This window comes from Sphingobacterium spiritivorum ATCC 33861 (assembly GCF_000143765.1).
Taxonomy (GTDB): domain Bacteria; phylum Bacteroidota; class Bacteroidia; order Sphingobacteriales; family Sphingobacteriaceae; genus Sphingobacterium; species Sphingobacterium spiritivorum.
Genome location: NZ_GL379771.1, coordinates 585,674 through 612,537, shown reverse-complemented (window position 1 = coordinate 612,537; position 26,864 = coordinate 585,674). Strand labels below are relative to the sequence as shown.

23 protein-coding genes are annotated in these 26,864 nt (G+C 39.5%); 16 read left to right on the top strand and 7 right to left on the bottom strand.

The window, feature by feature from the left end; all coding sequences use genetic code 11:
• Window positions 1–21: 21 nt before the first annotated feature.
• From HMPREF0766_RS12725 to HMPREF0766_RS12705, 5 genes are read left to right on the top strand one after another with little or no spacing between them, the layout of a single operon-like run.
• On the top strand, window positions 22–1,587 hold the full coding sequence (locus HMPREF0766_RS12725; RefSeq protein ID WP_236590635.1) for a DUF5008 domain-containing protein: 1,566 nt from the start codon (window positions 22–24) through the stop codon (window positions 1,585–1,587).
• 1 nt (window position 1,588) lies between these two features.
• A complete protein-coding gene (locus tag HMPREF0766_RS12720) occupies window positions 1,589–3,316 on the top strand; it encodes a LamG-like jellyroll fold domain-containing protein (RefSeq protein WP_002997869.1) in 1,728 nt (575 codons plus the stop codon).
• Window positions 3,317–3,346: 30 nt separating this feature from the next.
• The gene (locus tag HMPREF0766_RS12715) at window positions 3,347–5,350 is read left to right on the top strand and encodes a M60 family metallopeptidase (protein ID WP_236590636.1); all 2,004 of its coding nucleotides are present in this window, start codon (window positions 3,347–3,349) and stop codon (window positions 5,348–5,350) included.
• Window positions 5,351–5,358: 8 nt separating this feature from the next.
• A complete protein-coding gene (locus HMPREF0766_RS12710) occupies window positions 5,359–7,110 on the top strand; it encodes a LamG-like jellyroll fold domain-containing protein (protein WP_236590637.1) in 1,752 nt (583 codons plus the stop codon).
• Window positions 7,111–7,133: 23 nt separating this feature from the next.
• The gene (locus HMPREF0766_RS12705; RefSeq protein ID WP_002997862.1) at window positions 7,134–8,630 is read left to right on the top strand and encodes a hypothetical protein; all 1,497 of its coding nucleotides are present in this window, start codon (window positions 7,134–7,136) and stop codon (window positions 8,628–8,630) included.
• Between the two features lie 245 nt (window positions 8,631–8,875).
• Here the strand turns inward: HMPREF0766_RS12705 and HMPREF0766_RS12700 are convergent, their stop codons facing one another.
• Window positions 8,876–9,841, bottom strand: a complete 966-nt coding sequence (locus HMPREF0766_RS12700; protein WP_002997859.1) for a hypothetical protein — start codon at window positions 9,839–9,841, stop codon at window positions 8,876–8,878.
• A gap of 426 nt (window positions 9,842–10,267) precedes the next feature.
• Between HMPREF0766_RS12700 and HMPREF0766_RS12695 the strand changes: the two genes are divergently transcribed.
• Window positions 10,268–10,657, top strand: coding sequence for a hypothetical protein (locus HMPREF0766_RS12695; RefSeq protein WP_002997857.1), 390 nt, complete (start codon window positions 10,268–10,270; stop codon window positions 10,655–10,657).
• A gap of 61 nt (window positions 10,658–10,718) precedes the next feature.
• Here HMPREF0766_RS12695 and HMPREF0766_RS12690 read toward each other — a convergent pair whose 3' ends face one another.
• The 6 genes from HMPREF0766_RS12690 to HMPREF0766_RS12665 all read right to left on the bottom strand — a co-directional run bounded on the left by HMPREF0766_RS12690 (window position 10,719) and on the right by HMPREF0766_RS12665 (window position 17,143).
• Window positions 10,719–11,738, bottom strand: a complete 1,020-nt coding sequence (locus HMPREF0766_RS12690; RefSeq protein ID WP_002997855.1) for a 3-keto-disaccharide hydrolase — start codon at window positions 11,736–11,738, stop codon at window positions 10,719–10,721.
• 263 nt (window positions 11,739–12,001) lie between these two features.
• Window positions 12,002–12,580 (bottom strand): TlpA family protein disulfide reductase, encoded by a 579-nt coding sequence (locus HMPREF0766_RS12685; protein WP_002997853.1) that lies wholly within the window; start codon window positions 12,578–12,580, stop codon window positions 12,002–12,004.
• Between the two features lie 77 nt (window positions 12,581–12,657).
• The gene (locus HMPREF0766_RS12680; RefSeq protein ID WP_236590638.1) at window positions 12,658–13,050 is read right to left on the bottom strand and encodes a hypothetical protein; all 393 of its coding nucleotides are present in this window, start codon (window positions 13,048–13,050) and stop codon (window positions 12,658–12,660) included.
• An 81-nt stretch (window positions 13,051–13,131) separates the two neighbouring features.
• A complete protein-coding gene (locus HMPREF0766_RS12675; protein WP_002997849.1) occupies window positions 13,132–14,994 on the bottom strand; it encodes a M1 family metallopeptidase in 1,863 nt (620 codons plus the stop codon).
• 164 nt (window positions 14,995–15,158) lie between these two features.
• On the bottom strand, window positions 15,159–15,593 hold the full coding sequence (locus HMPREF0766_RS12670) for a hypothetical protein (RefSeq protein WP_236590639.1): 435 nt from the start codon (window positions 15,591–15,593) through the stop codon (window positions 15,159–15,161).
• 86 nt (window positions 15,594–15,679) lie between these two features.
• Window positions 15,680–17,143 (bottom strand): WG repeat-containing protein, encoded by a 1,464-nt coding sequence (locus HMPREF0766_RS12665; protein WP_002997844.1) that lies wholly within the window; start codon window positions 17,141–17,143, stop codon window positions 15,680–15,682.
• A 144-nt stretch (window positions 17,144–17,287) separates the two neighbouring features.
• Between HMPREF0766_RS12665 and HMPREF0766_RS12660 the strand changes: the two genes are divergently transcribed.
• The 10 genes from HMPREF0766_RS12660 to HMPREF0766_RS12615 all read left to right on the top strand — a co-directional run bounded on the left by HMPREF0766_RS12660 (window position 17,288) and on the right by HMPREF0766_RS12615 (window position 26,861).
• Window positions 17,288–18,814 carry a sulfatase family protein gene (locus HMPREF0766_RS12660; protein WP_002997842.1) on the top strand — a complete coding sequence of 509 codons (1,527 nt, stop codon included), beginning with the start codon at window positions 17,288–17,290 and terminating at the stop codon, window positions 18,812–18,814.
• Window positions 18,811–20,328, top strand: coding sequence for a sulfatase family protein (locus tag HMPREF0766_RS12655; protein WP_002997841.1), 1,518 nt, complete (start codon window positions 18,811–18,813; stop codon window positions 20,326–20,328). The genes HMPREF0766_RS12660 and HMPREF0766_RS12655 overlap by 4 nt, the downstream gene beginning before the upstream one ends.
• A gap of 48 nt (window positions 20,329–20,376) precedes the next feature.
• On the top strand, window positions 20,377–21,426 hold the full coding sequence (gene mutY / locus HMPREF0766_RS12650) for an A/G-specific adenine glycosylase (protein WP_002997839.1): 1,050 nt from the start codon (window positions 20,377–20,379) through the stop codon (window positions 21,424–21,426).
• Between the two features lie 24 nt (window positions 21,427–21,450).
• Entirely contained in the window at window positions 21,451–21,903 is a 453-nt protein-coding gene (locus HMPREF0766_RS12645) for a single-stranded DNA-binding protein (RefSeq protein ID WP_002997837.1), read from the top strand.
• Window positions 21,904–22,114: 211 nt separating this feature from the next.
• Window positions 22,115–23,155, top strand: coding sequence for a phenylalanine--tRNA ligase subunit alpha (gene pheS, locus HMPREF0766_RS12640; protein ID WP_002997833.1), 1,041 nt, complete (start codon window positions 22,115–22,117; stop codon window positions 23,153–23,155).
• A complete protein-coding gene (locus tag HMPREF0766_RS12635; RefSeq protein WP_002997831.1) occupies window positions 23,156–23,572 on the top strand; it encodes a hypothetical protein in 417 nt (138 codons plus the stop codon).
• A gap of 3 nt (window positions 23,573–23,575) precedes the next feature.
• On the top strand, window positions 23,576–24,151 hold the full coding sequence (locus HMPREF0766_RS12630; RefSeq protein ID WP_002997829.1) for a TetR/AcrR family transcriptional regulator: 576 nt from the start codon (window positions 23,576–23,578) through the stop codon (window positions 24,149–24,151).
• A gap of 69 nt (window positions 24,152–24,220) precedes the next feature.
• Window positions 24,221–25,630 (top strand): 23S rRNA (uracil(1939)-C(5))-methyltransferase RlmD, encoded by a 1,410-nt coding sequence (gene rlmD / locus HMPREF0766_RS12625; RefSeq protein WP_002997828.1) that lies wholly within the window; start codon window positions 24,221–24,223, stop codon window positions 25,628–25,630.
• Window positions 25,631–25,634: 4 nt separating this feature from the next.
• A complete protein-coding gene (locus HMPREF0766_RS12620) occupies window positions 25,635–26,030 on the top strand; it encodes a hypothetical protein (RefSeq protein ID WP_002997826.1) in 396 nt (131 codons plus the stop codon).
• Window positions 26,031–26,096: 66 nt separating this feature from the next.
• Window positions 26,097–26,861: a hypothetical protein gene (locus HMPREF0766_RS12615; RefSeq protein WP_002997824.1), complete on the top strand. Its 765-nt coding sequence runs from the start codon at window positions 26,097–26,099 to the stop codon at window positions 26,859–26,861.
• Window positions 26,862–26,864: the final 3 nt, after the last annotated feature.

Genomic DNA, 26,864 nt, shown 5'->3' with positions numbered 1-26,864 from the left:
TTAGGAAAACTCCTTTTATTCATGACAATTAGTTCTATTCTAACTGTCGGATGTAGCAAAGACAATTTAGTCGGGGAGAATCCGTATGCCGGAGGGAAAGAACCGCTAGGCGTATCTTTCAAAAGTAAATATGCCGATCCCGAATCGGCATTTCCGGGAGATTTAGTGACATTTGAAGTCAAAGGATTGAAACAATACGAAGGAAAATTTGACTTTTTTATAAACAGTACAGCTGTTGGTATAGAAGAGCTGACAGACTCAACGGTCACGATCAGAATTCCTGAAAAAATCAGTTCAGGAGGAGCAACGATCAAAATAGGAGAGCAGGTGTTCTTTGGCCCTACACTTAAGATAGAAGGAAGCGTCTCTATAGATGCAACATTTGACATTATCAACGGATTCAATAATACTGTACTCGATATTCTTTCTGATGGTGGAGGATATATTATTGCGGGAGGATTTACTGATTTCGAAAAATCAGCGACAAAAGCTAATCCGATCAATGGGTTACAATTTTTGAACAGTAATGGTAAAGCCAGTACAAATATGACGTTCGGAAAAGGGGTAAATCCATTTGGGAATGTCAACTCAATACTGAAAATGAGAGATGGTTCCTTTATTATCGGGGGCAATTTTGTAAGTATGAATCAGAGAGAAGCGATGAAAATTGCAAAGCTTAATTCAAAAGGACAGCTGGATACCATGATCGTAGAAGTTATCAATTCGACTGAAGACAAAAAGAACGATGTTGATACTGTATCTACCTTTAATGGAGGAATAGAGTCCGGAACAATACTCAAAACATTCGTTACTGCAGATAATAAGATCATCGCAGTAGGAAATTTTGACCGTTATTCTAAAGTAGATTATACCTATTCATCCCGCAAAAATTATCGCTACGTCTATACACCTGTACGGAACGTGTTCAGATGTGATGCAAACGGAAAGCTGGATTCAACATTCGTATACAATAATAAAGGAGCAAACGGAATTGTAACCAGTGCAATTCAACAGAATGACGGAAAGATTGTTCTCGTAGGACAATTTACATCATACAATGATAAGCCTGCTAAAAATATTGTCCGTCTTAATCTGGACGGCACTGTTGACGAATCCTTCAATGTAGGGTCAGGGGCAGATAATAGTATTGTAGAGATAACATATGATTCGGCCAAAGATAAAATTGTACTGTCCGGTGTATTTAAAAACTTCAATGGTACAGTGGCTAATAATGTTGTTTTCCTCAATACAAATGGTAGCGTAGATCAGTCGTTCCGTATGCGTGAGGTTGAAGGTGGTGGTGTAGTATACGCCAAGATCCTGAGTTACGGAAAGGTGCTGGTAAACGGATCATTCAAGAAGTATGATGGTATTAACAGATCCAATCTTTTGATCCTAAATATGGACGGGTCTGCCGATCAGCGCTATAATCATATCGGTAGTTTCAATGGTGTCATTTACGATGCTGTAGAGACGACTTCTGCTCTTGGATTACCGGCAGTAATATTAGGAGGATTTATATTTTCTGTAGATGGAAAAGCAACAGGGAATATTGTAAAATTAGAGTTAAACCCAAATCTGAACTAACATGATGAAAAGTAATATGTTTGCAATCTACGCAAAAAGAGTATGCCGGATCGGATCTGTCATTGTTGCTTCTGTAATCGTAATGAGCTGTAATAAAGATTTTCCGAATCTGTTAAACGAGCAGCCGGTCAATCAGAATACGGAAGTCGGAAAGCCTAAGGTACTTTATATCATAGTGGACGGGTTAAGAGGAAATGCAGTACTCAGTTCAAATGTCAAAAACCTGACTTTGATGCAAAAAAATGCACTTTACACGTTCAATGGTCTTACGGATTATAAAACAAATCCAATGACCAATGAGATTGGTTGGGCATCCATGCTGACAGGCGTGTATCAGGATAAGCATAAAGTCACTTCTTCAGATTTATCAACAGTAGATTTAAAAGATTATCCAACCGTGTTCACAAGGTTGAAAAGCATAGATAAGGATGCAACTTCCAGTGTATTTGCATCGTCGGATCCATTAGTGACATATCTTGGAGGAGCAGCTACTGCTAAAAAGGGATTTGCAGGAAATGATGAGGAAATGAGTAAAGCCGGACTGGAAGAATTAAAATCCGGAAAATCAGATCTTATCGTTATGCAGTTTCACGGAGTAGATGATGCCGGCCAGAAGTCATCTTATGAATCGACTGATGCACAATATATCAGTGCAATAAATAAAGTGGATCAGAAAATTGGAGAAGCTGTAGAAATCATCCGCAACAGACCCAGTTACAGCAGTGAAAACTGGTTAATTATTGTCAGTTCATCCAAAGGAGGGAAAGTTCTTGATCCAACCAACGATCAGACAGTATTTGGGGATGCAGTGAGAAACACATTCACGATGTTCTATTCGCCAAAATTCAGGCGTAAGCTTATCGCCAAGCTGAATACCACAGATATGCCTTTTGTGGGTAATGCAGTAGGTCTTACTTATGGAGAAGGAACATCCACATTAGCTACACTTGAAAATGCTTCTCAGTATAATTTTGCAAATAACAAAAACTTTACTGTGGTATTCTTTTTTAAATATAATGAAGCCAATGCGGTCTGGAATTATCCTGTTTTCTTCTCAAAAAGGGAAGAAGGATTTGGCGGAGCAGGTTGGAATTTCTTTGGTGAGAGCGGCAAGTGGGGATTTAACTCCTCCATCGGAGGGCAGGTCTTTGGACCAGTCGTAAATGACGGGAACTGGCATGCGGTAACTGTTGTTGTGAATCGGACAACCGGATCTATAAAAGCCTATACAGATGGTGTATTTAACAGTACAGCTACAACGAATGGCAATAATCTGGATAATACAGCACCTCTGCGTATCGGAAAAATACCCGGTAGTTCTAACAATAGTGCAAGATTTACCCTTTCTAACTTACAGATTTATAATGTGGCCTTTACAGACGAACAGGTTAAAAATCTGTCAGGTATAACACAAGTCGATCCGACACATGATCAGTATGCCAATCTTATCGGATACTGGCCGGGATACAGTGATGTAGGTACGGCAAGATTGAAAGAAAAAAGTGGTAAAGGGGCAGATTTTGTATTGACAGGCAGATATGACTGGCTGAATTTCAGTGATAAGGTAGATTATTTCAGATCACCTCTGGGTGGGGATTTTTATCATATGGTTCCTAATTCTGTAGATGTGCCTTTTATGATCTATCAGTGGTTTGGAACAAGTGATATTTATCAGTGGTCGCTGGACGGAAAAGGCTGGACACCTAACTATATATTGGTAAGAGATTAAGATCTAATGCTAACGATTAAAGAACTTATTATGAAAAAGAGCAATATTAAAATATTCATAGCATTGTGCATAGGGACTTTATTATTGTCCTGTAAAAAGTATGGATATGATTTCCAGGATGGGCATCAGGATGGAGATCAGGATCCTTCAGCAATAGATACTACAATGTTTGTTGCAGACAAAAGCTTGTACGATCGTGCCCGTGTATTTCCGGGTCTGGTAGGCGAAAATGTGCCGCGTATCAAAGATACAGCTATCATCATAGACATGAATAAGAATGTCATTTCCTCCAGAGATTACAAGATCAATGTAGCTCCTCAGGCCATATACAGTACCGGTTTGTATGCGCCTCCCGGTGAAAATGTCAAGATCACCGTACCGGAGGGACTTATCGGACTGACTGTGCAGATAGGAGCACACATGGACAACCTGACTGGGAAGGAAACATTAAAACGGGATCCGGTGATCTATACTGTTAAAGAGCTTGCTCCGGGAGTCAACTATGTACGTAATCTCTATGGCGGTACAATATGGGTGCGTTCCAATGTGGCCCGTCCAAATCCTGTAAACTTAAAATTCAGTGGCCCTGTAAGAGCTTCAGATTTTGTTCACGGACAGAGCGACATTGCAGCATGGAAAAAAGATGTATTGGCGAATAATGTTCCGTGGTTAGAAATCCGGGGTAAACATATGGTGATGACAGTTCCGCGTGCGAATGTAGTTACTTTCATTAATCAGGGACGATTCAATGATCTTAATGAGGTAATGGCCGAATGGAATGTAGTATATGAGAAAGATTATTACGACTGGATGGGATTGAGTGCCACTGCTGCAGAAGTGAAAAACCGTTATCCGGAATTTCCTCAACGCGTTGTTTTGGATATACAACCTTCGCTGGGATATGCACATAGCGGTTTCCCATGGGTAGCACAGAATGATCTGCAGTGGCTGGATGAGCTGACCAATCTGACAACCATACACAATGGCAACTCATGGGGATCTTATCATGAAGTCGGCCACAACTTCCAGCAGACTTCTACATGGAGTTGGTCAGATCTGGGAGAAACATCCAATAACCTTTTTATTTTTAACGGAGGACATAGAAGAGGTAATGCAACTATCCTCAATTTTCACCCGGCACTGAAGACAGCTATACCTACAGCATTGACGTTTGCAGCTTCATTGACAGGAAAGAATTTCTCAAATCTGGACGGAGTAATTGCCGATGGAGAAGCACCGTTTTTCAGACTGACACCTTTCCTGCAGTTATTTGATAAAATACAGGGAAAAAACGGAGAATCCGGATGGGCATTTATGACCTATTTATATAATAAATCCAGAAATTCAGACTATCAGTTCTCATTGGATCAGGCTAAAAGAGATTATTTCTACCGTTCGTTATGCGAGTTTACAGGACGTGATTACTACCGTTTTATGGTAGCATGGGGAATGGCTGTCAGCAACGTAGCTAAGAAGGAGATGCGTGCCAAATACCCGCCAATGGAAATGACAACCTGGACATACGATCCTATTAATAAAACAGGGGGGAATTCTACCATGAATCCAAAATATGATCTGCCTTCAAGCTCTTTTGAGTATACCTCTAACATGGCTACAGCAACTAATGAAAGTACCGGGAAATTTACAGCTATCAATGATGGTAGCATTACAACTTACTGGCACACCTGTTACAGCAGTTGTAATCCTGTTACTTCACTTCCGGTTACCATTACGATAGATATGAAAACTGCCGGCGAAATCAGAGGATTTTTTATCCAGAACAGACAAGGGAATACATATGCAACACGTGTCAAAGTATATACCAGTACGGATAATATCAGCTGGACACAGCAGGGAGACTATAAGTTGGCACAATCAAGTGAGGCTACAGCACAACGAAATGCAAGAAGAGATTTTTATTTCCCTGCTTTAGTAGAACCGAGATACGTCAAATTTGAATTTCCGGATAAGAATCTGGGAGGTGAAAATCATGTGGCTTTGGCCGAATTGGGTGTTTTCTTTGATATTAATTAATGACTATTATGAACTGTAAAAATATATACATCTCTTTTGCAACAATAGCATTTGCTTCCTTGGCACTGCTTTTCAGTTGTTCAAAATATGACAATCCCGGGCCGAATTTTGAAGAATATGAATTGCCGCCGGATACTGTTGTGCAACGCAAGGTATTGTTGATTTCGATAGATGGTGCTGTTGGTAAGGAAATGAAAGAAATCATGCCCGAAACGATCAAATCTCTTATTCCAAACAGTAAGTATTCTTTCAGAGCAATAGCGGGAGAAAATACAGGTGATGCACCCACCTGGACGAGTCTGATGGTTGGTCAGACTTCAGCTACACATCATATCAGTAATGAAGATTATTTGCCTGAACAGGGAGAGGATGAACATGCGGAATTAGTTTACCCGACTTCTTTTATAAACAGAATTGAGAAACTAACACCGGAGAAAAAAACATATGCAATTTCTCAATCCACCGGTTTAGCCAATGTTTTGCTGCTGGATGCTGATGAAAGTGCTTTGGCAGCAAATGATGAAGACGCCAAAAATAAGGCCGTTGATTATCTGAAAAACCGAAATGTAGACATTATGGTTTTGCAGCTCACAGATGTGATCAAAGCAGGAGTAAATTCCTCTTTTTCAGCAAGCAGTCCGGAGTACGTAGCTGCGGTCAAAAAAGATGATCAATATGTAGGGGAAATTATCAATGCCCTCAAAGCAAGAGCTAACTATAAATACGAAGACTGGTTAATTATCCTTACATCCAATCATGGAGGCACCGGGAACACGTATGGAGGAAGCTCTTTCCAGGAGCGTAATTCATTCACATTATATCATAATCCCAATTTTGCTTCCTCAGAGCTTAATGGCGAAATGATCACTCCTGTCAATTTCTACGGATTCGATGGTAGTGAAACAAATTCACCGACAGAAGGAGTAAGAGCACGAAATACAAATATAGGCACGACAGAAGATGATTATAATCCTGCTAAAACAAAGCAACTGACCATTGCCGCTAAAATCAAGATCAATAAGAATAAAGCACGGGGTGATTATTATTTTGACGTCCCTCCATTCCTTAGTAAGACAAATGCCAGAACCGGGCAAACTCCGGGATGGTCATTCTTTAGAAATGGAAACGGTGTTTCTTTCTTTACAGCAGACGGAAGCGTAAAAAATGAAATGAAAGTGGATAATATATCACGTAACGGAGAGTGGGCACATATCACAGGAGTTATATATCAGGAAGGTGAAAATGTAGTGTCTAAATTTTATGTAAACGGAGTATTATCCGGCACGCAATCCAATAAAATGGATATTACAAAAGTATTATCCCCAAGTGCACTTACATTCGGCTTTCAGGGGTCTACTTTCTTTAATCAGTATGTAGATTTTTATATGTGTGACGTCATGATTTTCAATAAGAGTCTGGAAGAAACAGAAGTGCGGGCTCTTGCCAATAAAATGGGTATTGCAGAAAGCGATTCCTATTACGCTAACCTGAAAGGTTACTGGCCGATGCAAGACAATGACAAGAGTGGCAAATTTAAAAATGCTATTTCCGGAAAACCTGATATTACCCTTCAGGGTAAGTACAGTTATAAAGTTTCGGCCAATACCTTGCCTTTTGTCGATGCAAATAAAAGTATACTGTTTCAGGATATTGACATTGCTCCACAAGTCTATTACTGGATGGGAGTAAAAACTCAGGATACATGGAAACTGGAAGGAAGTGTTTTCTTAAACAAATTTGAAGTAGAGTTTTTAAAATAAACCATTATTAAAGAAAACCAATTATGAAAGCAGATATTCAACACCTATTTATTCTCTTTATTTCGGGGCTGCTCCTGTTCACTTCCTGTAAACAGGATGAGCTGATATTCCCGGATGTTGTTCAGACAGAGGAGACGGTTACGACCACAAGACCAACCGCTCGCCCCAATAATCTGACGCTGTTCAGCAATTACAATCAGCAGATAGAGATCTTCTGGCCAGCGGTGAGCGACAGAGTCAAAAAGGCAACAGTTACCTACCAGGAAGCATCCGGAACAAAGTCCGTAGATGTCGTGAGTTTCGACAAACCTACAGTACTGGCTGTGGAACAGGAAAAAGAATACAGTATTAATATTGTCTATTACACAGCAGACAATACACCGTCAAAAACCAGCACAATCAAAATCACCTCCAAACCATTTGAAAATGAATTCAAAGCAAAAGGAGTTACCATGCTGGCATCTCCGGGAGGAGTCAGGTTTATATTTCCTTCTACTACCGCAAAACAATTTGAGTACAAGATAAAATATCAGGTTGACGGACAACCAAAAGAAAAAACAGTTACCAGCAGTGAGTTGGATGTTATAGTTGAGGTAATGGGTTTGAATGATGAAACCAAAGCCTATGATTTCGATATTACGGTTACTGATAAAGTGCTTAATCTGACTTCCAAAAGCTACCCATACAGCCAGAGACCTGGTATTCTTCCTTACAAAGAAATCGCAGCTTCAGTGTCGATGTCAGGCTATTTTAATAAAGGGCAGATATTCTGGAGCAACGGAAGTGGTAAAAATGTCAATTTTGAAATCAGTTACCTTTTAAATGGTGCGCCGCAAAAGTTAACAATTCCAAATACAGCTGTTGAAAATGGTAACTATATTTTCGCTATTAATACTACTGCAACAGCCATAGCTGTTAAGGTCACCGGAGAAGAAGGTTTGAGTACCGTTGTCAACGGATCTGTTGCACCAAGTCAGCTTAAAGCATTCAATACTGCTGATGCACGTAAAGGCTGGACACCATATGCCTCCAATTCAAATTCCACATCCGAAGGTCCGCCATCCTTTATGCTGGATGCCAGCACATCTACCATATGGCATACACAATGGTCTACGACGACGACTTCTTCACATCCGGCAGATCAAAAGTATCCATTTACTTTGATTTTCACCTTTACAAAAACAAGAGCTGCTTCGGCCTCAGGATTGTTCAATGAGGCTGCACTCAGGACTCCGGCAGCGCCGTACGATCCGATTGTTGTAAAAGAGATATCCTTGCTTCACCGAAGTGCGAGTAACAGAGTCGTGAAAGATGTAAGAGTCTACGGAATAGATCTGCAGGGAAAAGAGATTGACTTTGGACAGTTTACATTATCAAATACCGTACAGGAGACCAAGCTGGCATTGAATAATAATGAAATTCTCAAAGCCGTAAAAATAGTTTGTCTGACTACATTCTCGACTACCAATCAATTTGCCAATTTCAATGAAATCTACTTAACAGGCTATCCTGAAAAATAGATCTGTTCTCAATAATCAGTTAAAAAGTAAGGCCGTAATATCCGGCCTTACTTATATCATAAGAGTTTGTAAAATCCAAATTGATAGCAGAGGGAGAAACTTTTGCAGCTCTCTTATTCTTCCGTTTTTAGATGTATTCATAAATCTGTAATTCAAGTATTTATTCCACTCTCAACATATCTTAAAATAACTTATAATCCTGTCATCTTACTGGAATCAGAAATAATATATACATAACATTGAGCTTATTCTAAAGATTCCAGATATGTAAGTACGAATTGATCAGCTTTTTGCAGAAAGATCTCCGTACGATCACATACAAGGTATAAATTATATCCATCGACTTCATAACTCGAAATGCTTCTGAATTGTCGGAGGCCATCACTTAGATTTTCTATTATTTTTCGTTCTTCCGGAATACTGAGACAGAAAATCTCCTCAGCAATGGGCGTTATACATGATATGAGGTCAAACAGATAGACCAGATCTTTGGCAGGAGGATAATATTTTAACAGAATAAGAATCATGCCGAGGCAGATCTGTTCCAATGCTAGGCTAAGCATTACAGCTACGGCTTCATCATATCCGCAACCACATCCCTGTGAAGCCGAGGCTAACAGTCCTTTTGCATTGTTGTAGCGTATTTTCCAGATCTGTTCATCTGTTTTGTGTAGCACAAGTTGTCTTATCTCGTATGGGGTAATATCAACAGGGTGTTTGTTATCCGTTACCCATTTTTCGGAACTGACTAAAATATGTTGATAAAAGGAATTGTTGTAATTTGATTCTTCTTCTAATTCGTCAAGAGATTCACAAACCAGTGTAACCCGGATATGCTCAGGAAGTCTGCTGTTGACTTCAGCCGGCTTTTGAAGGAATTCTTCTCTATGACTTTCAGTTACGACAAACAAGTAATAATGATGTAATTCTAGCCTTTCATGACGACTAATAACAGGGGTGCTTGCCTGTTGAGACCGGATAAGATAACTGAAGCAATAGATATATAGACTATCCATAGAAGAGCGGATGGCTTGTATAATAAGCTCTTTATGTGTAGAATTAGGGTTTTCAGAAGGAGTATTCATTTTGATAATAGATTGATAGTGGATAATGATGTCTGATGCAGAAATATATAGAGTCCCATCAGACAAGAGCCTGACTGCAAAAGAGGAGTACCTGGTAACCTCTTTGATAAGACAAATGATAGCCATAGCAAAATACTATACAGCATTCCTATCCTGTATGCCAGAACAGGACATATAGTTGTATGACATATGCAATAAGAAGGGAGGGCGTTGATCCGCTATTCGGGTCCGTAGACCAGGCGGATAATAAAGGGTATCATTGAAGTCCTAATAATGTAAATAGTTGGTGGGAGTAGGACTTATCTTCCTGAGGCATTCACTTGATCAAAAGTTTGATGATGTTGATATCTTTATTCCATTAGATTTATTAAGTTATACGATAGAGAAAACGAGGTAATGACAACAGAGAAATCTGACAGATTTTCTGATTGTTTGGATTTTAAGTTATTTTTTGTACTTTTCATGAATGAAATATTTTAACTGGTCTGAGAATTTGTTTCTAAAACTAAGTTAGGATATTATTTTATCTTTTTCAAATAAAAAGTCAAAATAATGACTAATATTAAAGAACGTATTTTGGAGATAGCGAAATTTAAGAAGATTAACAAGGCTGATTTCTTTAAAGACCTGGGACTTTCTTATGCTAATTTTAAAGGAGTACAAAAGAATTCGTCTTTAGGTTCGGATACTTTGGTTACTATTTTAGCTAAATATAGTGATATAAATGAAGCCTGGCTTCTCAAAGGAACCGGAGAAATGTTTAAGGATGGTATTGGTGTAGCGCTAGATGATCCGGATGGATATGTGAGTATGCGGCATATTGACTCCACCATTGAAGCACTGAATAAAGTGGTTGAAACTCAGGAGATCACGATCAGGTCACAACTAAAGACCATAGCTGCCCTGGAAGCACAATTAAAACAACTACAAAAAAAGAAATAAAAAAACAGGGCTTTTAGAAAAGCCCTGTTTTTTTATTTAACAGAATAATTCTTCAAAATTCCTACAGAATAGGAGTAATCGTAATGTTTCTGAATTCAATTGGAGCGTGGTCACCTTGAAGATAGATTGGTCCCGGTTCACCCTCTTTACTATCCAGTGCCCCTCCCGTGATACCAGGTATCTCCTGATTACTGATAATAGTTTTGCCATTAGCCACTATAGTTACCAGACGACCACGCAGAGTGATCTCATATTTCTGCCACTCATTAGGGCCTAAAGTCACCATCTCATTTGGAGCGATGAAGCCATATACACCACCGAAATAAAGTGCTCCAGGATGTTTGTCTTTCGGACTATCTTCAATCTGAACTTCATAGCGTCCCCGAAGATAGATACCACTGTTCCCACCTTCCTTATATCTGAATTCAGCAGTCAATTTAAAGTCTTCGAATTTTTGATCACTGATCAGGTTTGCACCCGCTTTTTCACTTGTCAGCACACCATCGATCACCTTCCATTGGTTTTCCGGTGCAGATGCCTTCCATCCAGTCAGATCCTTACCATTGAAAAGTGCTATAGGAGAACCCCATTTCACTTCCCCTGTACGATTCAGGTAAGGAGCTTTTACTCCGGTAAATGTAAACTTCTCATTCTTATTTGTCGTTACAGTACCTTTCAGATTGCCTGCGTCCAGTTGACCCTCTATTGTAAAATCACCTTCTCCGCCTTCCCATTGAGGAGGAATAGCAAAGGAAAACTTGCCATCTTTCAGAATAACATGAGAGACAGGGCGCTGACTTCCGCTGTCGCCAACATAAGCACCTACCAATGTATTGAATCCCGAAAGTTTAATCTCAATCCAGGAAGGAGCCTCCTTGCCATTTTTATCAACGGTAAGATCCCATCTTCCGATAAGGTCCTTGTATTCTTCCGGAATAGTCTGTGTCGCAGGGTTGTGCACTTCTTCTTTAGCTACTGAATCCTGAGTAGCAGAACCATCTTTAGCAGTTGGATTACAAGATACCAGACCGGCACTGATTGAAGCCACAGCCAGAGCGCTGTACATAAATTTTTTGATCATTTTTTATTGGTTTTTGGTCAACTAAAATTATTTAATGATGTATTCGGTTCCTCAGTCACGGATAGGTGTGCCGGATGAGGCCTTATACAAATCTACAAATTGCAGATGCCTTTTAATAACTTCGATCGTAACTTTTATATATTATTCTTCAGAATGTGTACGTCGCTACCATTAAATAAACATCGCCTCCCTGAGTATAGAAGAGGCGATGTCATCAGAAATTACGAACTATAATATATTGCACATATATCGTTAATGTTCTGCTATTTCAGGAGATTCTGAATAAAAGGAAGCATTTCAGGATGATCGAAATCAACAGCACCTATATGTTTCGTGACCATCTTACCCGATTTGTCAATGATAATCGTTGTAGGGATCGAATTAGTGCTGAACTCTTCAGGTAAATTACCCTCTACAATATAATTAGGCAGGCTAAAACCCTTTTCCTTGATATAGGAGGTAGATTGTTTTAATTTGCCGTCCACATCCATCATAATAAATACAATGTTGGGATTACTTTTAAGTTTATTGTAAAGATTGTTTAGAGAAGGCATCTCCTTTTTACATGGAGGACACCATGTGGCCCACATATTTATAAAAATTACTTTGTTGCGTATATCCTTTAATACAATTTTTTCGCCTTTAACATTTTTAAATACTGCATCAGTCTTTCCGATAGTCTGTGTCTCTGTCTTGCTGTCCGCATAGCCGGACTCCGTTAAAGGATTGCTATCTGTTTTAAGTTCGTTAATCTGATTGCCCAATGCGTAGAGGCTGATTCCTGTGATCAATACCAAAAAAGTCATGATCCCAAGAATAATATGGAATGTTTTTTTGTTCATATTAGAATATCAATCTAGTTGATTAATCAACGTAAATAAATAAAGTGAAATTATACCGGATGAAAAGTACGATTAGGCTAAATCAGCAGGGTACGGTTTAAGAGATAGGTGGGAGTGGGAGAGCTGTAGTATTCAGTTCCGGTTGTATATTGTTCTACCCGAATGTCACGATAAAGTGAGCCAATGTTGTGAAAATAAAGAATAAAGGATGGGGCAAGGAAAGAAGGAGAGGAATGACCGCTATGCGATCGTACCCGGGTCATATTTGCACAGGTGACAGAGACACTGCCCTTAGTCAGAGCGGTAGTTGTGCCGCCTGAAGGAAGAGCAATGTCTTCCTGTTCGCTGTTCAGCGCTTTGATAGCCAGTTTGAAAGGGCAGGAGCTGAATACACTGATAAATATGATAAAGACCATATAGATAATGATCTTTGCCATATTTGTGTATTGTCTGTTATCTCTTCCTGACATGATTATAAAGATATCAAACCCTTTATATAAAGACAAATTGTAAGCCCTATTTTACAAACAGAGCTTACAAAAAGCCGTTCGTTATTTTACTTCAAATACATTATTGGTATCATTGACATCAGCCAGACGGGCTGTTACATCAATGGATGCTTTTTTTACAGCTTTGGAGACTTTAAACGTATAAGTGGGTTTTGTCCAGAACCAGTCCTCCAGTACAGTTCTCTTCACACCCTGATAGACTGAGAAATTTTCAGCAGGTTTTTCTCCTCTCATCTCACGTAGTGGAATATAGAATAATTCTTTGCTGCCATCCTGATATTCGATCAATACATCCAGAGGCATTGCGAAATCCGATTTATTAATCAGGTTGATTTCATTGTTTTCTCCCGGAGTAATCGCATAGTCAATCTTGCGGGTCGTGTTGATAAACAAATTAAAGTACCACTTCAGATTAATACCAGACACCTCCTCCGCTACGCGTTTGAAATCATTAGGAGTAGGGTGTTTGAATTTCCAGAGTTCATAAAATTTTAAAAATGTAGTTTCCAGATTCTGTTGCCCTATGATATAGCCCAGTTGTTCAGCAAGTACCTGACCCTTATTGTAAGCCTCATTGCTGTATGCATAGTTGGTATTATAATAATCAGCTAACAAGCTGGCAGGCTCTTCCTTGCCGGACAGTGCCAGTTTAATATAGCTTTTGTATGCAGGAAGAACAGGGTTATCAGGCATAGGATTGGTCTTTTTGAATAAATGCTGAAAAGCCAATTCCTCGATATAACTGGTAAATCCTTCATCAAACCACTCGTCTACCGTTTCATTGATTCCGAAAAGATGCTGATACCAGGAGTGTGCTGCCTCGTGGTAGATAACTCCTACCAGACTCTCTAATGATCTTTCACCAGTCACTAATGTAGTTGTACCATACTCCATTCCGCCGTCACCACCTTGTACCACAGTATAAGTAGACCACGGATATGCACCAAACTTGCTGCCGCAAAAATCAAAAAATGCAGTTGTATATTCCATCGCACGAGTCCAGCTTTCAGTGGTTTTAGCTCCGGGTTTATAGACCAGGTATACATCCACACCACCCTTGCTGCGGGCATGATTTACTAAGAACTGCTTATCAGCTGCCCAGGCAAAATCATGAATATTCTCTGCTTTGAAGCGCCACGAAGCCTTCCCTTTTGCCGACTGGACTTTAGCATTTTTGACATATCCTTTTACCTGATCCGGATTCTGCAAAGCGCCCGATCCTCCGATAACGTAATCCTTGTCTATGTTGATGGTGACATCAAAATTACCAAAAGGCGCAATAAACTCACGTGCCACATACTCATCGAGATGCCATCCGAATTCGTCAAATTGGGCCATCTTCGGGTACCATTGCGTCATAGAAAGCTCTACACCCTCCTTTGAGTTGCGACCGCTGCGGCGAATTTGTTCAGGTACCTGCGCTTCCCACGTCATATCAAATGTAGTGGAAGAATTAGGTTGTATCGCTTTCGCAAGGGTTACTTCCAGTATAGTTCCATCAACTTTGTAAGTTGTACCTGCGCCGTCCTGAGTCAGAGATTTTATCTTTTGATAGCCAATCTGGTCAGGCTTTAGTGTCGCTATGCGGCTTTGGTATACCGGTTTTTCCTTCGTGCCGATATTGCTTGTCATCCGTGGATCCGGATCTGCAATATTTGCTAAACGATAATCCATCATACTCCCCGGCTGGAAAGCATTGAAATATAGATGAAAATAAACTTTCTTAAGTTCCTGTCCGGAATTATTAGTGTACAGCAATTTCATTTTTCCATCATATTGATAAGATTTCTCTTTAACATCAATAACCATGGTGTAATCTACTTTTTGGTCCCAATAACCTTTACGTTGAGCAAATGCATTGGTACATAGCAATGCAATAAGAAATAAGAAGTACAGTTTTTTCATTATAAATGATGAATCGATTAATACCGCCAAACTTACGAAAAACCATTTAATGATAAAGTGCAGTAGGCTTCAATATGTACAATTCTGACATTCGGAAGAGTAAAAGACAATCGGGGAGCGTTCACAGACTTTACCGAAATCCTTCTCTTACCCTTCAGGAAATATTACATATTATAATACTCTATATTATGATGTTGAATATATTGAATCATTGCCTGTAATTCATCTTCATTCTGAAAAAGTTTGTTTCTCCAGAAGCGGTATGAATGACCTTTGCGCTGATATATAATCAATAGGTTTCCGCCTGACCGGGGTAGATTGCGGATATGAGAGATATTCGCCAGTGGCAACTCTATATGTTTTTCACTTTTTATGATAGTCAGTTTCTGATTATCAAACGTCCAGTGTGAAGGAATACGGCTGTAACGTACTGCCAGAAAAATAACTAAAGGAATGGATACTAAAGTGATCAACACTTTGACGATTTCCCTAAAAGGAGTGAATGCAAGTAAAACAGCTACTAAAGTAATGCCGCCAAATATAAGAGCCATGTATTTGGCGCGGTGTAATGTTGAAATGTAATATGTTTGATCAGACATATGTCAAGTTACTTTGGACAACCCCTTAAGGAATAAAAAAAGTGCCAAGTTTATCGAATTGGCACTTTTCAGGCATTTTTATTTTACTATTCTTCCATATTCACGGTTTCACCTTTTTGATTGATATAGAAAGAATTTTCATATTCATCAGTGACATAGGCAACTCCATCGGAAAAAGCACTGGCCAGATGGTATTTAAACGGAATCAGCACCTTACCACTCTTATCTATATACCCGTGAAGATTATCCTTCTCAGCAACGATGATATCATTATCTATGCCGATTTCCAGATAAGTGTAACCTGATAACGTTGGATTTGATTTGTTAAATTCCTGAAGATAATACTTTGAATCCTGAATACCAATAAACAGGCCGTTCCTTATCTGAATAATACTTTCATAGGTAAATGGAAATACAATCTCATTTTTGAGATTGATAATACCCATTTTATTATCTTTCATTGCAGCAGTGAATTGTCCGTCAAATTCATTGATATATTCGTATTGAGCCGGAATAAGGACTTCCCCCTCACGGGTTAGACAGCCATAGAGATTATTTTCTGTGTATATAACAGGGCCTTCTGCCGTCCATAGTAAACTCTCATATCTGAACGGGATCAGTACCTTACCTGTCAGATCGATTGCTCCGTATTTTTCATTTGAATCGGATGCGATTAGAACATCTGCCCCTGTCACCATGAGTAGTGTATAAGCTGCAGGAATAACGATATTACCTTCCAGATCCCGCACACCAAACAATTCGGTAGTTTCATCCTGAAAAGAAACCAGTGAATCGCTAATATAATTGTCAATCATAGCACTGTCAATGGTTGCATCTATAACAGAATCATTCCTGGCTTCTGTTTGAGGATATACCTGTTCCTGCTCTGTATAGTTGGAAGGAATTTCAAATACTTTAGGGTCGTTTTTCACTTCCTTGACAACGGAAGCCAGCAAGCCAACTCCATTAATGGTCATTAAAAGCATTGTTCCCGGAATTTTCTGAAGATAGGTATTATCTCTCCAAAACAGGCGTGGAAGATCTTTGGTATACCATATTTCTGCTGTAGGGTCAAAGCCATCTAATTCGTTAATTCCGGAAAAATCAAAAGTAAGCGTGGCTTTGTTACATGTATATCCCAGGATCTCCTTTTGTTTCTTATCGTCCTCGTCAAAGGATAAGGTGCCGACTATAGGATAGGCATTGTCAAATGTTTTTTTTACAAAAGTTTTATATGTTGGATGTAATAAAACAGTTTCCTTTTTAGCAATATCAATAAGCTCTACCTTAGCATTTTTGTTTTTACCCTCAACCCGAATAAAATCCCTATTATATACGATATCATTTAGCAGATCTCCGTCATTTCCTATCATACTGATCGTTTGAACACTGCCTGATTCGTTTTCGGTTGATTTATTCTTTTTCTCTGCTAATCTGTTTTTAAGTTCTGCAGATATAAAAAAGTTATACCGAATGTTATATGTAGGTGACTGAGATTGTGCGGAATAGCTTAAAAGAAGCAAGGTTATTAATAAATAAAATTTATTCATGTAGTGTGGTTCGATTCTAAGCAACAAAAGTCTTGTTAAATCGCGATTAAAACAAACGTTTTCGTAAGCATTTGCGATATTTTATACCGCTAAAGTTACAGTTTCTGTAATCAAAATCGCATATTTGAAATATAATACCTAACCATGATGAACAGATACCTGCTAATTTGTTTTTTTATTTTGATCAGCTGCATCTCAAAGGCACAAAATAAACCGAATATTCTGATTATTATTTCAGATGACCATTCTTTTCAGACTATCGGAGCATATGGTTCTTCTGTAGCACGTACTCCGAATATTGATCGTATAGCGAAAGAAGGAGCTGTCTTTGACCGTGCCTATGTTACAAATTCGCTTTGTGGTCCCAGCAGAGCGACATTGCTTACCGGAAAGTACAGCCATAAAAACGGCTTTAAGGATAACGAAAATTCACATTTTGATCATAGCCAGTCTACTTTCGTCAAAGATTTACAGGGAGCAGGTTATCGCACAGCCTGGATTGGCAAGCAACATTTGGGAGCCAAACCACAAGGGTTTGACTACTACAGTATACTGGATGGTCAGGGGCATTATTTTAATCCCGTTTTTATTAATCAGGGAGACAAACGCGAACAGATAGAAGGATATGTTTCGGATATTGTGACCGAGAAAGCAGAAAAATGGTTGGATACCTTGAATAAAGATAAACCATTCTGTCTGATATTAGGCCATAAAGCTACTCATCGTTCATGGCTGCCTGATCCCAAAGATTTCGGGACTTATGATCAGGCTGAAATTCCGTTGCCGGATAACTTCTACGATCAGTATGACAAAAGAAAAGCTGCAGCTGTCCAGGAGATGAGTATTGCAAAAGATATGTTGCTGCCCTATGACCTGAAGATGTATCCTACAAAAGAAGATATGCGAAAAGATTATGACTTTTCCCGTTTTACAGAAAGTCAGTTTGAGAAATACTATGCTTACTACAAACCAATTCAGGACGATTTCTACGCACGTAAACTTTCCGGCAGACAACTGGAAGAGTGGAAGTATAGACGTTATATGATAGATTATCTTAATACTGCCGCTTCTCTGGACAGGAATATAGGCGAGGTGCTGGATTATCTTGATACGCACGGACTGAAGAATAACACGATTGTAATCTATCTGTCTGATCAGGGATTTTATATGGGAGAGCATGGGTGGTTCGATAAGCGTTTTATGTATGAAGAATCTTTCCGTACACCTATGGTGGCGCGATATCCGGGAGTGATCAAACCGGGTACACATACTGAAGCCCGGGTAATGAATATCGATATTGCTCCTACCTTATTGGAAATTGCAGGAGTCAGAATACCAAAGGAAATACAAGGGAAATCGTTCTATTCTGTACTGAAAGATGCGAAGAAGCCTTTCAGAAAATCCAGCTATTATCATTATTATGAGAACGGAACACACGCTGTATCTCCGCACTTTGGAGTCAGTGATGGTAAATACAAGCTTATCAGATTCTATAAAAGGGTAGAATCATGGGAATTATATGATCTGGAAAAAGATCCACATGAGATGCACAATATATACGCAGACAAGTCATCAGATTCAATTATCGGCCGCATGAAAAAGAAACTGCTTGCAGAAATCAGGCTGGTAGATGATAAAGAAGCAGAAGCTATTTTTGAACAAAAACTATGAATGTGAAACATATATGCTGTTACATCAGTCTGGCTGTTTTCCTCTTTGCAGGTCAGCAGGTGCAGGCACAGAATAAACAAAAACCTAATGTACTGATGATTTACGTCGATGATCTGGGATATGGTGATCTCAGTATCTATGGCGGTCAGGACATAGAGACACCTCATCTGGATGAATTGGCGACCTCCGGAATAAGATTTACAAATGCGCATGCTGCAGCCTCTACCTGTACGCCGTCCCGTTATGCACTAATGACCGGTAACAATCCTTATCGTGCAAAAGGTACAGGTATCTTACCTGGTGATGCGGCACTTATCATCCCTCAGGATAAGATCACACTTCCCAAAGTATTTCATCAGCAAGGCTATACTACAGGGATTGTGGGGAAATGGCATCTTGGATTAGGAGAACAGGTAGAAAAAGACTGGAATGGCAAAATTGCACCCGGACCATTAGAGGTTGGATATGATTATTCTTTTATCTTTCCGGCTACAGCAGATCGTGTTCCCACAGTTTTTCTCGAAAACCATTACGTCCTTGCAGCAGATGCTAAAGATCCTATAAAAGTAAACTACAGGCAAAAAATCGGGAACGAGCCCACAGGAAAAGAAAATCCGGAATTACTGAAACTGTATGCTTCTCCCGGTCAGGGGCATGATAATACTATTGTAAATGGCATAGGACGCATAGGCTGGATGACAGGAGGAAAAGATGCCAGATGGGCAGATGAAGAGCTTACACTGACATTCTTTGAAAAGGCGAAAGAATTTATCAAAACCAATCATAAGAAACCATTTTTTTTATGTTACAATGCCACAGAACCTCACGTACCGCGTATGCCGGCAACCTTATTTAAAGGCAAAAGCAAACTGGGGCTTCGGGGAGATGCTATTCTCCAGCTGGATTACACTGTAGGTCAGTTAGTACAGGAGCTAAAAAATAACGGTATTTATGAGAATACCATCATTATTTTTACCAGTGACAATGGTCCGGTTTTAGATGATGGATATGCTGATCAGGCCGTAGAGAAATCTGCTAATCATGATGCATTCGGCGGATGGAGAGGCGGCAAATACAGTGCATTCGAAGCAGGTTCACGTGTGCCCTTTCTGGTTAGCTGGCCTGCGGTCATCAAAGGAGGGCAACAGTCAGATGCACTGATCGGACAAGTAGACTTGCTGGCTTCATTTGCCGGCCAGTTAGGAGTTTCTTATCCCAAAGATCAGGCTGTAGATAGTCAGAACCAATGGAAAGCATTAACAGGAGCCGACAAGAAAGGGCGTACCTATCTCGTGAAAAGTTCAGGTACTTTTTCCATTATACAGGGAGATTATAAGTATATCAAACCGCGAAAGGGAGCCAAAATAGACAAAGCTGTAAATATCGAACTGGGTAATGATGAGCAACCGCAGTTATATAATCTGCGTACCGATAAAGCAGAAAAAGAAAATATAGCTGCTAAGCATACAAATAAAGTGAAAGAACTGGAGCAATTGTTACAATCTCAGCTATAATGATAGTTTGATTTCTGACATTGCAAAAATCTTCCCAACTTTGTGTCTATGTCCTTCTCAAAAAGATTAATTGCCTGGTATGATCAGCATGGGCGTGATTTGCCCTGGCGACATACACAGGATCCTTATATCATCTGGTTATCTGAGATTATTTTACAACAAACCCGTGTAGAGCAGGGAATGCCTTATTTTATGCGGTTTTCAGAGCAGTATCCTACTGTTCAGGATCTCGCTTCCGCAGATGAGGATGATATACTCAACCTGTGGCAAGGTCTGGGGTATTATTCCCGGGGAAGAAATATGCATAAGGCTGCACGAATGGTTGTTTCTGATTTCGCAGGAATTTTTCCAACAGCGTATGACGAAGTTATTAAGCTTCCCGGAGTAGGAGAATATACTGCAGCAGCAATCTCATCCATTTCAGCAAATCAGGCCAAAGCAGTATTGGATGGGAATGTTTTCCGTGTATTATCCCGGTATTTTGGAGTAGAAGTCGAAATCAATACCCCGGCAGGAAAGAAGATTTTTACCGAACTGGCAAATGAAATGCTGGATGCAGATGATCCTGCGCGGTATAATCAGGCTATTATGGATTTCGGAGCTATGCAATGCAAACCCAAATCACCGACCTGTGGCAGTTGTATTTTTAATCAGGAGTGCGTAGCCCCGAAAGAAGATAAAGTACACCTGCTGCCTCTGAAAAAGAAAGGAAAAGGTAGCAGAAACCGCTATTTCCATTATTTTATTATAGAAGAAGATGATAAGATTATGATGTCCAGACGCGGAGAAGGAGATGTATGGCAGAATCTGTATGAATTTCCGATGATTGAAACTACAGAACCACTTTCCGGTCTGGATATTCTGAAAGATGAACGTACAAAAGAATATTTTTCAGAAGATATTTCCCTTGAATTAAAAGGCAATGTAATCAAACATATACTCAGCCATCAGAATATTTATGCACAATTCTATAAAGTCAATAATCCTTCAGCACTAAAGTTGAAAAAAAAGTCTTGGAATTATGTATTCTTAAAAGATTTAAATAAATTAGCTCAACATAAGTTGATTTTTAGTTTTATAGAAACCAACATTAGCTAATTACTAAACACCTAAATTTATATCATGTCAGGCATTAACAAAGTTATCTTGGTTGGGCATCTGGGCAAGGACCCTGAAATCCGTTACTTAGAAGGCAACGTCAGCGTTGCCAGTTTCCCGTTAGCAACTTCAGAAACATTCAACAAAGATGGTCGAAAAGTAGAACAAACAGAATGGCACAATATCGTGATGTGGAGAGGCCTGGCCGATGTTGCAGCCAAATATTTGAACAAAGGGCGTCTGGTATACATTGAAGGACGTCTCAGAACGCGGACTTATGAAGATAAGGAGGGGATTCGCAGATATACTACAGAAGTAGTAGCTGAGAACTTTACTTTACTAGGTCGTAAATCTGATTTTGAACAGCCAGCTCAGGGCGGAACCACTGCTGCGGCAGCAGATAAAGCCGTAGAAAATAAAGAACAGCAGGTTGACTTTAAAGAATTGGATGATGACAATGACGGACTACCGTTTTAAAAGAAAACAGACGATATAATGTTACTAAAGGATTCTGCTAAAACAGGATCCTTTTTTGGTTTGTTTGTAAGATAAAGCATTATGCTCCGCAGGTGTAAATCTTCGGTTACCCTGATAATATGACAACCAGGTGTCGGTATTCGTAAAACTAATACACAATCAATGCTGATGTCATTTTAACTTTTTTAATTTTTGCTGTATCTTTGGCCTTATGTTGCAAGATAAAATAAAGCAGTATACTGAAGAGATCGAGCAGTTCAATCCGCAGACTTCAGCTGATGTAGAAAATTTCAGATTGAAATTTTTGGTTTCCAAAGGAATAGTCAAGAGTTTATTTGAAGAATTTAAGGCCGCTCCTGCTGATGAAAAGCGTGTTTTAGGTAAAGTACTAAATGATTTCAAACAACTGGCTGAAGGTAAATATCAGCAGGCACAGGAACAATTTGGTTCCACAGGACAAGTAAGTCAGGCCAAAGCAGAAGGAGATCTTACCCTTCCGGGCGATGGCTTTACCTTAGGTGCCCGTCATCCCTTATCTCTGGTTAGAAAAGAAATTGTTGAGATCTTCAAGAAGCTGGGTTTTATCGTTGCAGAAGGGCCGGAGATTGAAGACGACTGGCACAATTTCTCTGCACTGAACTTCCCGCCCGAACATCCGGCAAGGGATATGCAGGATACTTTTTTTATCAAAAAACAAGATGGTAATGATATTGCCCTTCGTACGCACACCTCTTCTGTACAGGTGCGTCTGATGGAGGCTGGTAAACCACCGTTCAGAGCTATTATGCCGGGACGCGTATATCGTAATGAAGCCATATCTGCACGTGCACATTGCTTTTTTCATCAGGTAGAAGGGCTGTATGTGGATGAAAATGTATCATTTGCAGATCTTAAGCAGACCCTGTATCATTTCGTACAGGAACTATACGGAGAAGGTACAAAAGTACGGTTCAGACCGTCTTATTTTCCATTCACAGAACCTTCCGCTGAGATGGATATTTCCTGTACCATTTGTAAAGGTGCCGGTTGCCAGTTATGTAAATACTCCGGCTGGGTAGAAATCTTGGGGTGTGGTATGGTTGATCCTAATGTGTTGGAAAACTGTGGTATAGATAGTACTAAGTATTCCGGATTTGCATTTGGTATGGGTATAGAACGTATTACGAATCTGAAATATGAAATCAGAGATTTACGTCTGTTTTCTGAGAATGATGTTCGTTTTCTGAATCAGTTCCAAACAGAAATTATATAAATGAAAGCATTGCTCAGACTTGGTATCGTTGCATGTATTACTTTATTAGTATACTCCTGTTCTAAGGGAGGTTGTAATGTTGTACCAAGTGTGAGTGTGCACTATCGATTCAGTCAGTCAAGCAATCCTAAGCTGTTTGCAGCTGGAGGAGCAGATGTGATTAATGGAATCGGTGTTGCAGGTGTCATTGTATACAATACAGGCAATAATACCTTTATTGCCTATGACCGATGCAGCACAGTCAATCCGGAACAGCGAAACAAGGTGGTGCTGGATGAAAATCCCAATGTTGTAAAAGATCCGGTGAGTGGTGCTAAATGGCTCTTGCTGGATGGCTCGCCGCTGGATATTGCAGAATGTCCGCTGAAGCCCTATTATGTGATGAAGCAAGGTGATACCTATATTATCCAAAATTGATATATGGAGCCTGAAAAAATAGTTACATCCATAAAAAAGGCTGCCAGAGAGCTGTTCAGACGATACGGCTACAACAAGACCAGTGTAAACGAACTGGCAAAAATGGCCAATGTTTCCAAGGCCACTGTCTATAAATATTTTGTCAGTAAGGAACTTATCCTGCACGCGATCCTGATGGATTATATCCGTGAAAATGTTAAGGACATCCTTGATAAAAATGTAAATCAAAAAGATCTTTCTACTTTTCTGGCCAATACCATTCTGCGTGTCAGTCGTTTGACGTATACCGTATGTAATGAGTTTGTCGGATGGGAATTTATACGGGAATCCGCCAATGCCCAGGAATATCTAAAAACCCTGTCGGAAGATCTGGAGTTTTTGCTGCTGAGCTCATTTATACAGAATGAGGCTATCGCCAGCGAAGTTCCTGAAGAGAAGTTGACCTTCCTTATTAAAACCAGTAAAAACGTTGTTTTTTCATTTGCTTTCACAGCGGTATCTGATGCTGACGTACGCAAAAATTTTATTTCTTTCCAAAAAGAAATACTCCCATATCTTGTACAGGCAGCACTGATCTAATCTGCTTCATGTTATGATCGCATTGAAGGTCTGATTATTTCCGGTAAAAACTGTATTTTTGCGCCTATCATGAGAAGAAGAATTCCACAAGAGAAAAAGTTTATTTCGGATATTGCTGTTATTGATATCGCTGAAGAGGGAAAAGGAGTAGGTAAAACCGATGAATTGGTGTTATTTATTGATAAGGCCATACCTGGTGATGTCGTAGATGTGGAATTGATCAGGAAAAAGAAAAATTTCGCTGAAGCGAAAGTCGCAGCACTTAAGAAGGCTTCCGAATACCGCATAGATCCCTTTTGTGAACACTTCGGGGTATGTGGCGGTTGCAAGTGGCAGCATATGGATTATAATGGCCAGTTGAAATTTAAACAACAGACTGTTGATAATGTGCTTGCAAGAATAGGTAAGGTAGATACTTCGATTATGGAGCCTATTTTGGGATCTGGTGAGACCGAGTATTACCGTAATAAACTGGAATATACATTCTCAAATAAAAGGTGGCTTACTTCTGTAGATGATGCTAATGAAGGACTGGAAATGAATGCCCTGGGATTTCATGTTCCCGGACGTTTTGACAAAATTCTCGATATAGACCATTGTTATTTACAGCAGGATCCTTCCAATGCCATCCGTAATCAGATACGTGCATTTGCAATAGAGCATCAGATTTCTTTTTATGACCTCCGCGAACACGCCGGAGCTTTGCGTAATCTTATCATACGTACAGCTTCTACAGGAGAATTGATGGTGATTGTCGTATTTGCTTATCCTCAAGAAGGACAGGTAGAGTTACTGATGAATTATATCAATAACAGTTTTCCGGATATTGATTCTCTGCTGTATATCATCAATCAGAAAAAAAATGATACCATCTTCGATCAGGATATTCACATCTTCAAAGGAAGAGATTTTATCTATGAAGAGATGGAAGGATTAAAATATAAAATCGGACCAAAGTCATTTTATCAGACAAATTCACTTCAGGCATACGAATTGTATAAGATTACAAGAGAATTTGCAGGATTGACAGGAGATGAGTTAGTGTATGATCTTTATACAGGTGCAGGTACTATTGCCAACTTCGTTGCCAAAACGGCACGTGAAGTGATCGGTGTAGAATATGTGCCTACAGCTATTGAAGATGCTAAAATCAATTCAGCTATCAATCAGATCGGCAATACAAAATTCTATGCCGGCGATATGAAAGATGTGCTCACAGCAGATTTTATAGCTGAGCACGGAAAACCGGATGTTGTCATTACAGACCCTCCACGTGCAGGAATGCATGGAGATGTGGTACAACGATTGCTGGAAATGGAAGCAGAAAAAATTGTATATGTCAGCTGTAATGCTGCTACACAGGCGCGCGATCTTGCATTATTGAATGAAAAATATACGGTGGATCGTATCAAGCCTGTTGATATGTTTCCGCACACGCAACACGTTGAAAATGTGGTGTTATTAAAATTGAAAAGGTAAGCGTATGGATTTGGAACAATTATTGAAAAATCAGGCCGGAGGAGACGGACAGAAAGAACAGAAAAGTCCGTTGGAAAGTCTGAAAGTAGATCTTGATTTTTATGCAGAATCGATCAAAGAAGTGGCTACAGAAATGCTGTCTGAAGGATATACCCTGTTTCCAATCTTTGTGGCCCATCAGCATCAGGTGAGTGTGGGAGAGGTGATATTAGATAAAACTGATCTGAATACCAATTGGAGTATAAATGCCTCTTCTCTTGAAGAATTTGTAGAAAGAGGATTGATAAAAGAGGATCGGAAAGCTTATTTTGAGCGTACCTACAAAAAACCGGAAGACTATATGTGTCTGTTTGTGATCGTGCCGGAAGGAGCCAATTTTGTATTCTATCCGTACAAATAATCCGGTATACTCTTTTAGGTATTTTTAACATTTTGATTTATTAAAGTATTGTTACTTTTAGCCTGTATGTATAAGTTAACAAAGTATAAGTTTGGATTTTATCTGTTGATTCTTTTCTTGGGATTCAATATCCAGGCATCTCATTCCCAGACCATGAGTCAGGTTAGTGGTTTGGTTATGGAGAAAGGAACCGGTACCAGACTCTCAGATGTTAATGTTACCAATCTGCGTACCCGAAGAGTGGGTATTACAAATAATTTTGGGGTTTTTAATATAGATGCATCTATAGGAGATAGTTTATACTTCTCAAAAATCGGATATGGATCAGTAAAGACAATTCTGTATAGTAAAGATGATATTCTGATTGATATGCAGGCCGGTATTAAGCTGGAGACAGTTATTGTCGAACGTATGACAAAGGAAGCAGAAATGAATAACATCATGCGCGATTATGAGAAGAAAGGTATTTATAACGGAGGAAAGAATAAGACGATGACCTATCTTGCAAGTCCTGCTACAGCATTGTATAATCTTTTTGGCCGTGAAGCAAAAAATGCAAAACGTTTTCAGGGATATATGGATAGAGAGATCGAAGAGGCCAAAGTGGACAGAGTTTTTACCCGGTCTACAGTCACCAATATTACTGCACTTCAGGGAGAAGATCTGGAATCTTTCATGTCTATATACCGGCCGTCCCCGGATATGGTGCAGCACTGGGGACAGTATGATATTATGAATTATGTCAAAAAATCGTTCGAAAAGTTCGAAAAAGATGGACGGCCAAAGCCCGAACGACTTCCTAAGTTAGCAATTCCTCCGCAGGAGAAATAAAAA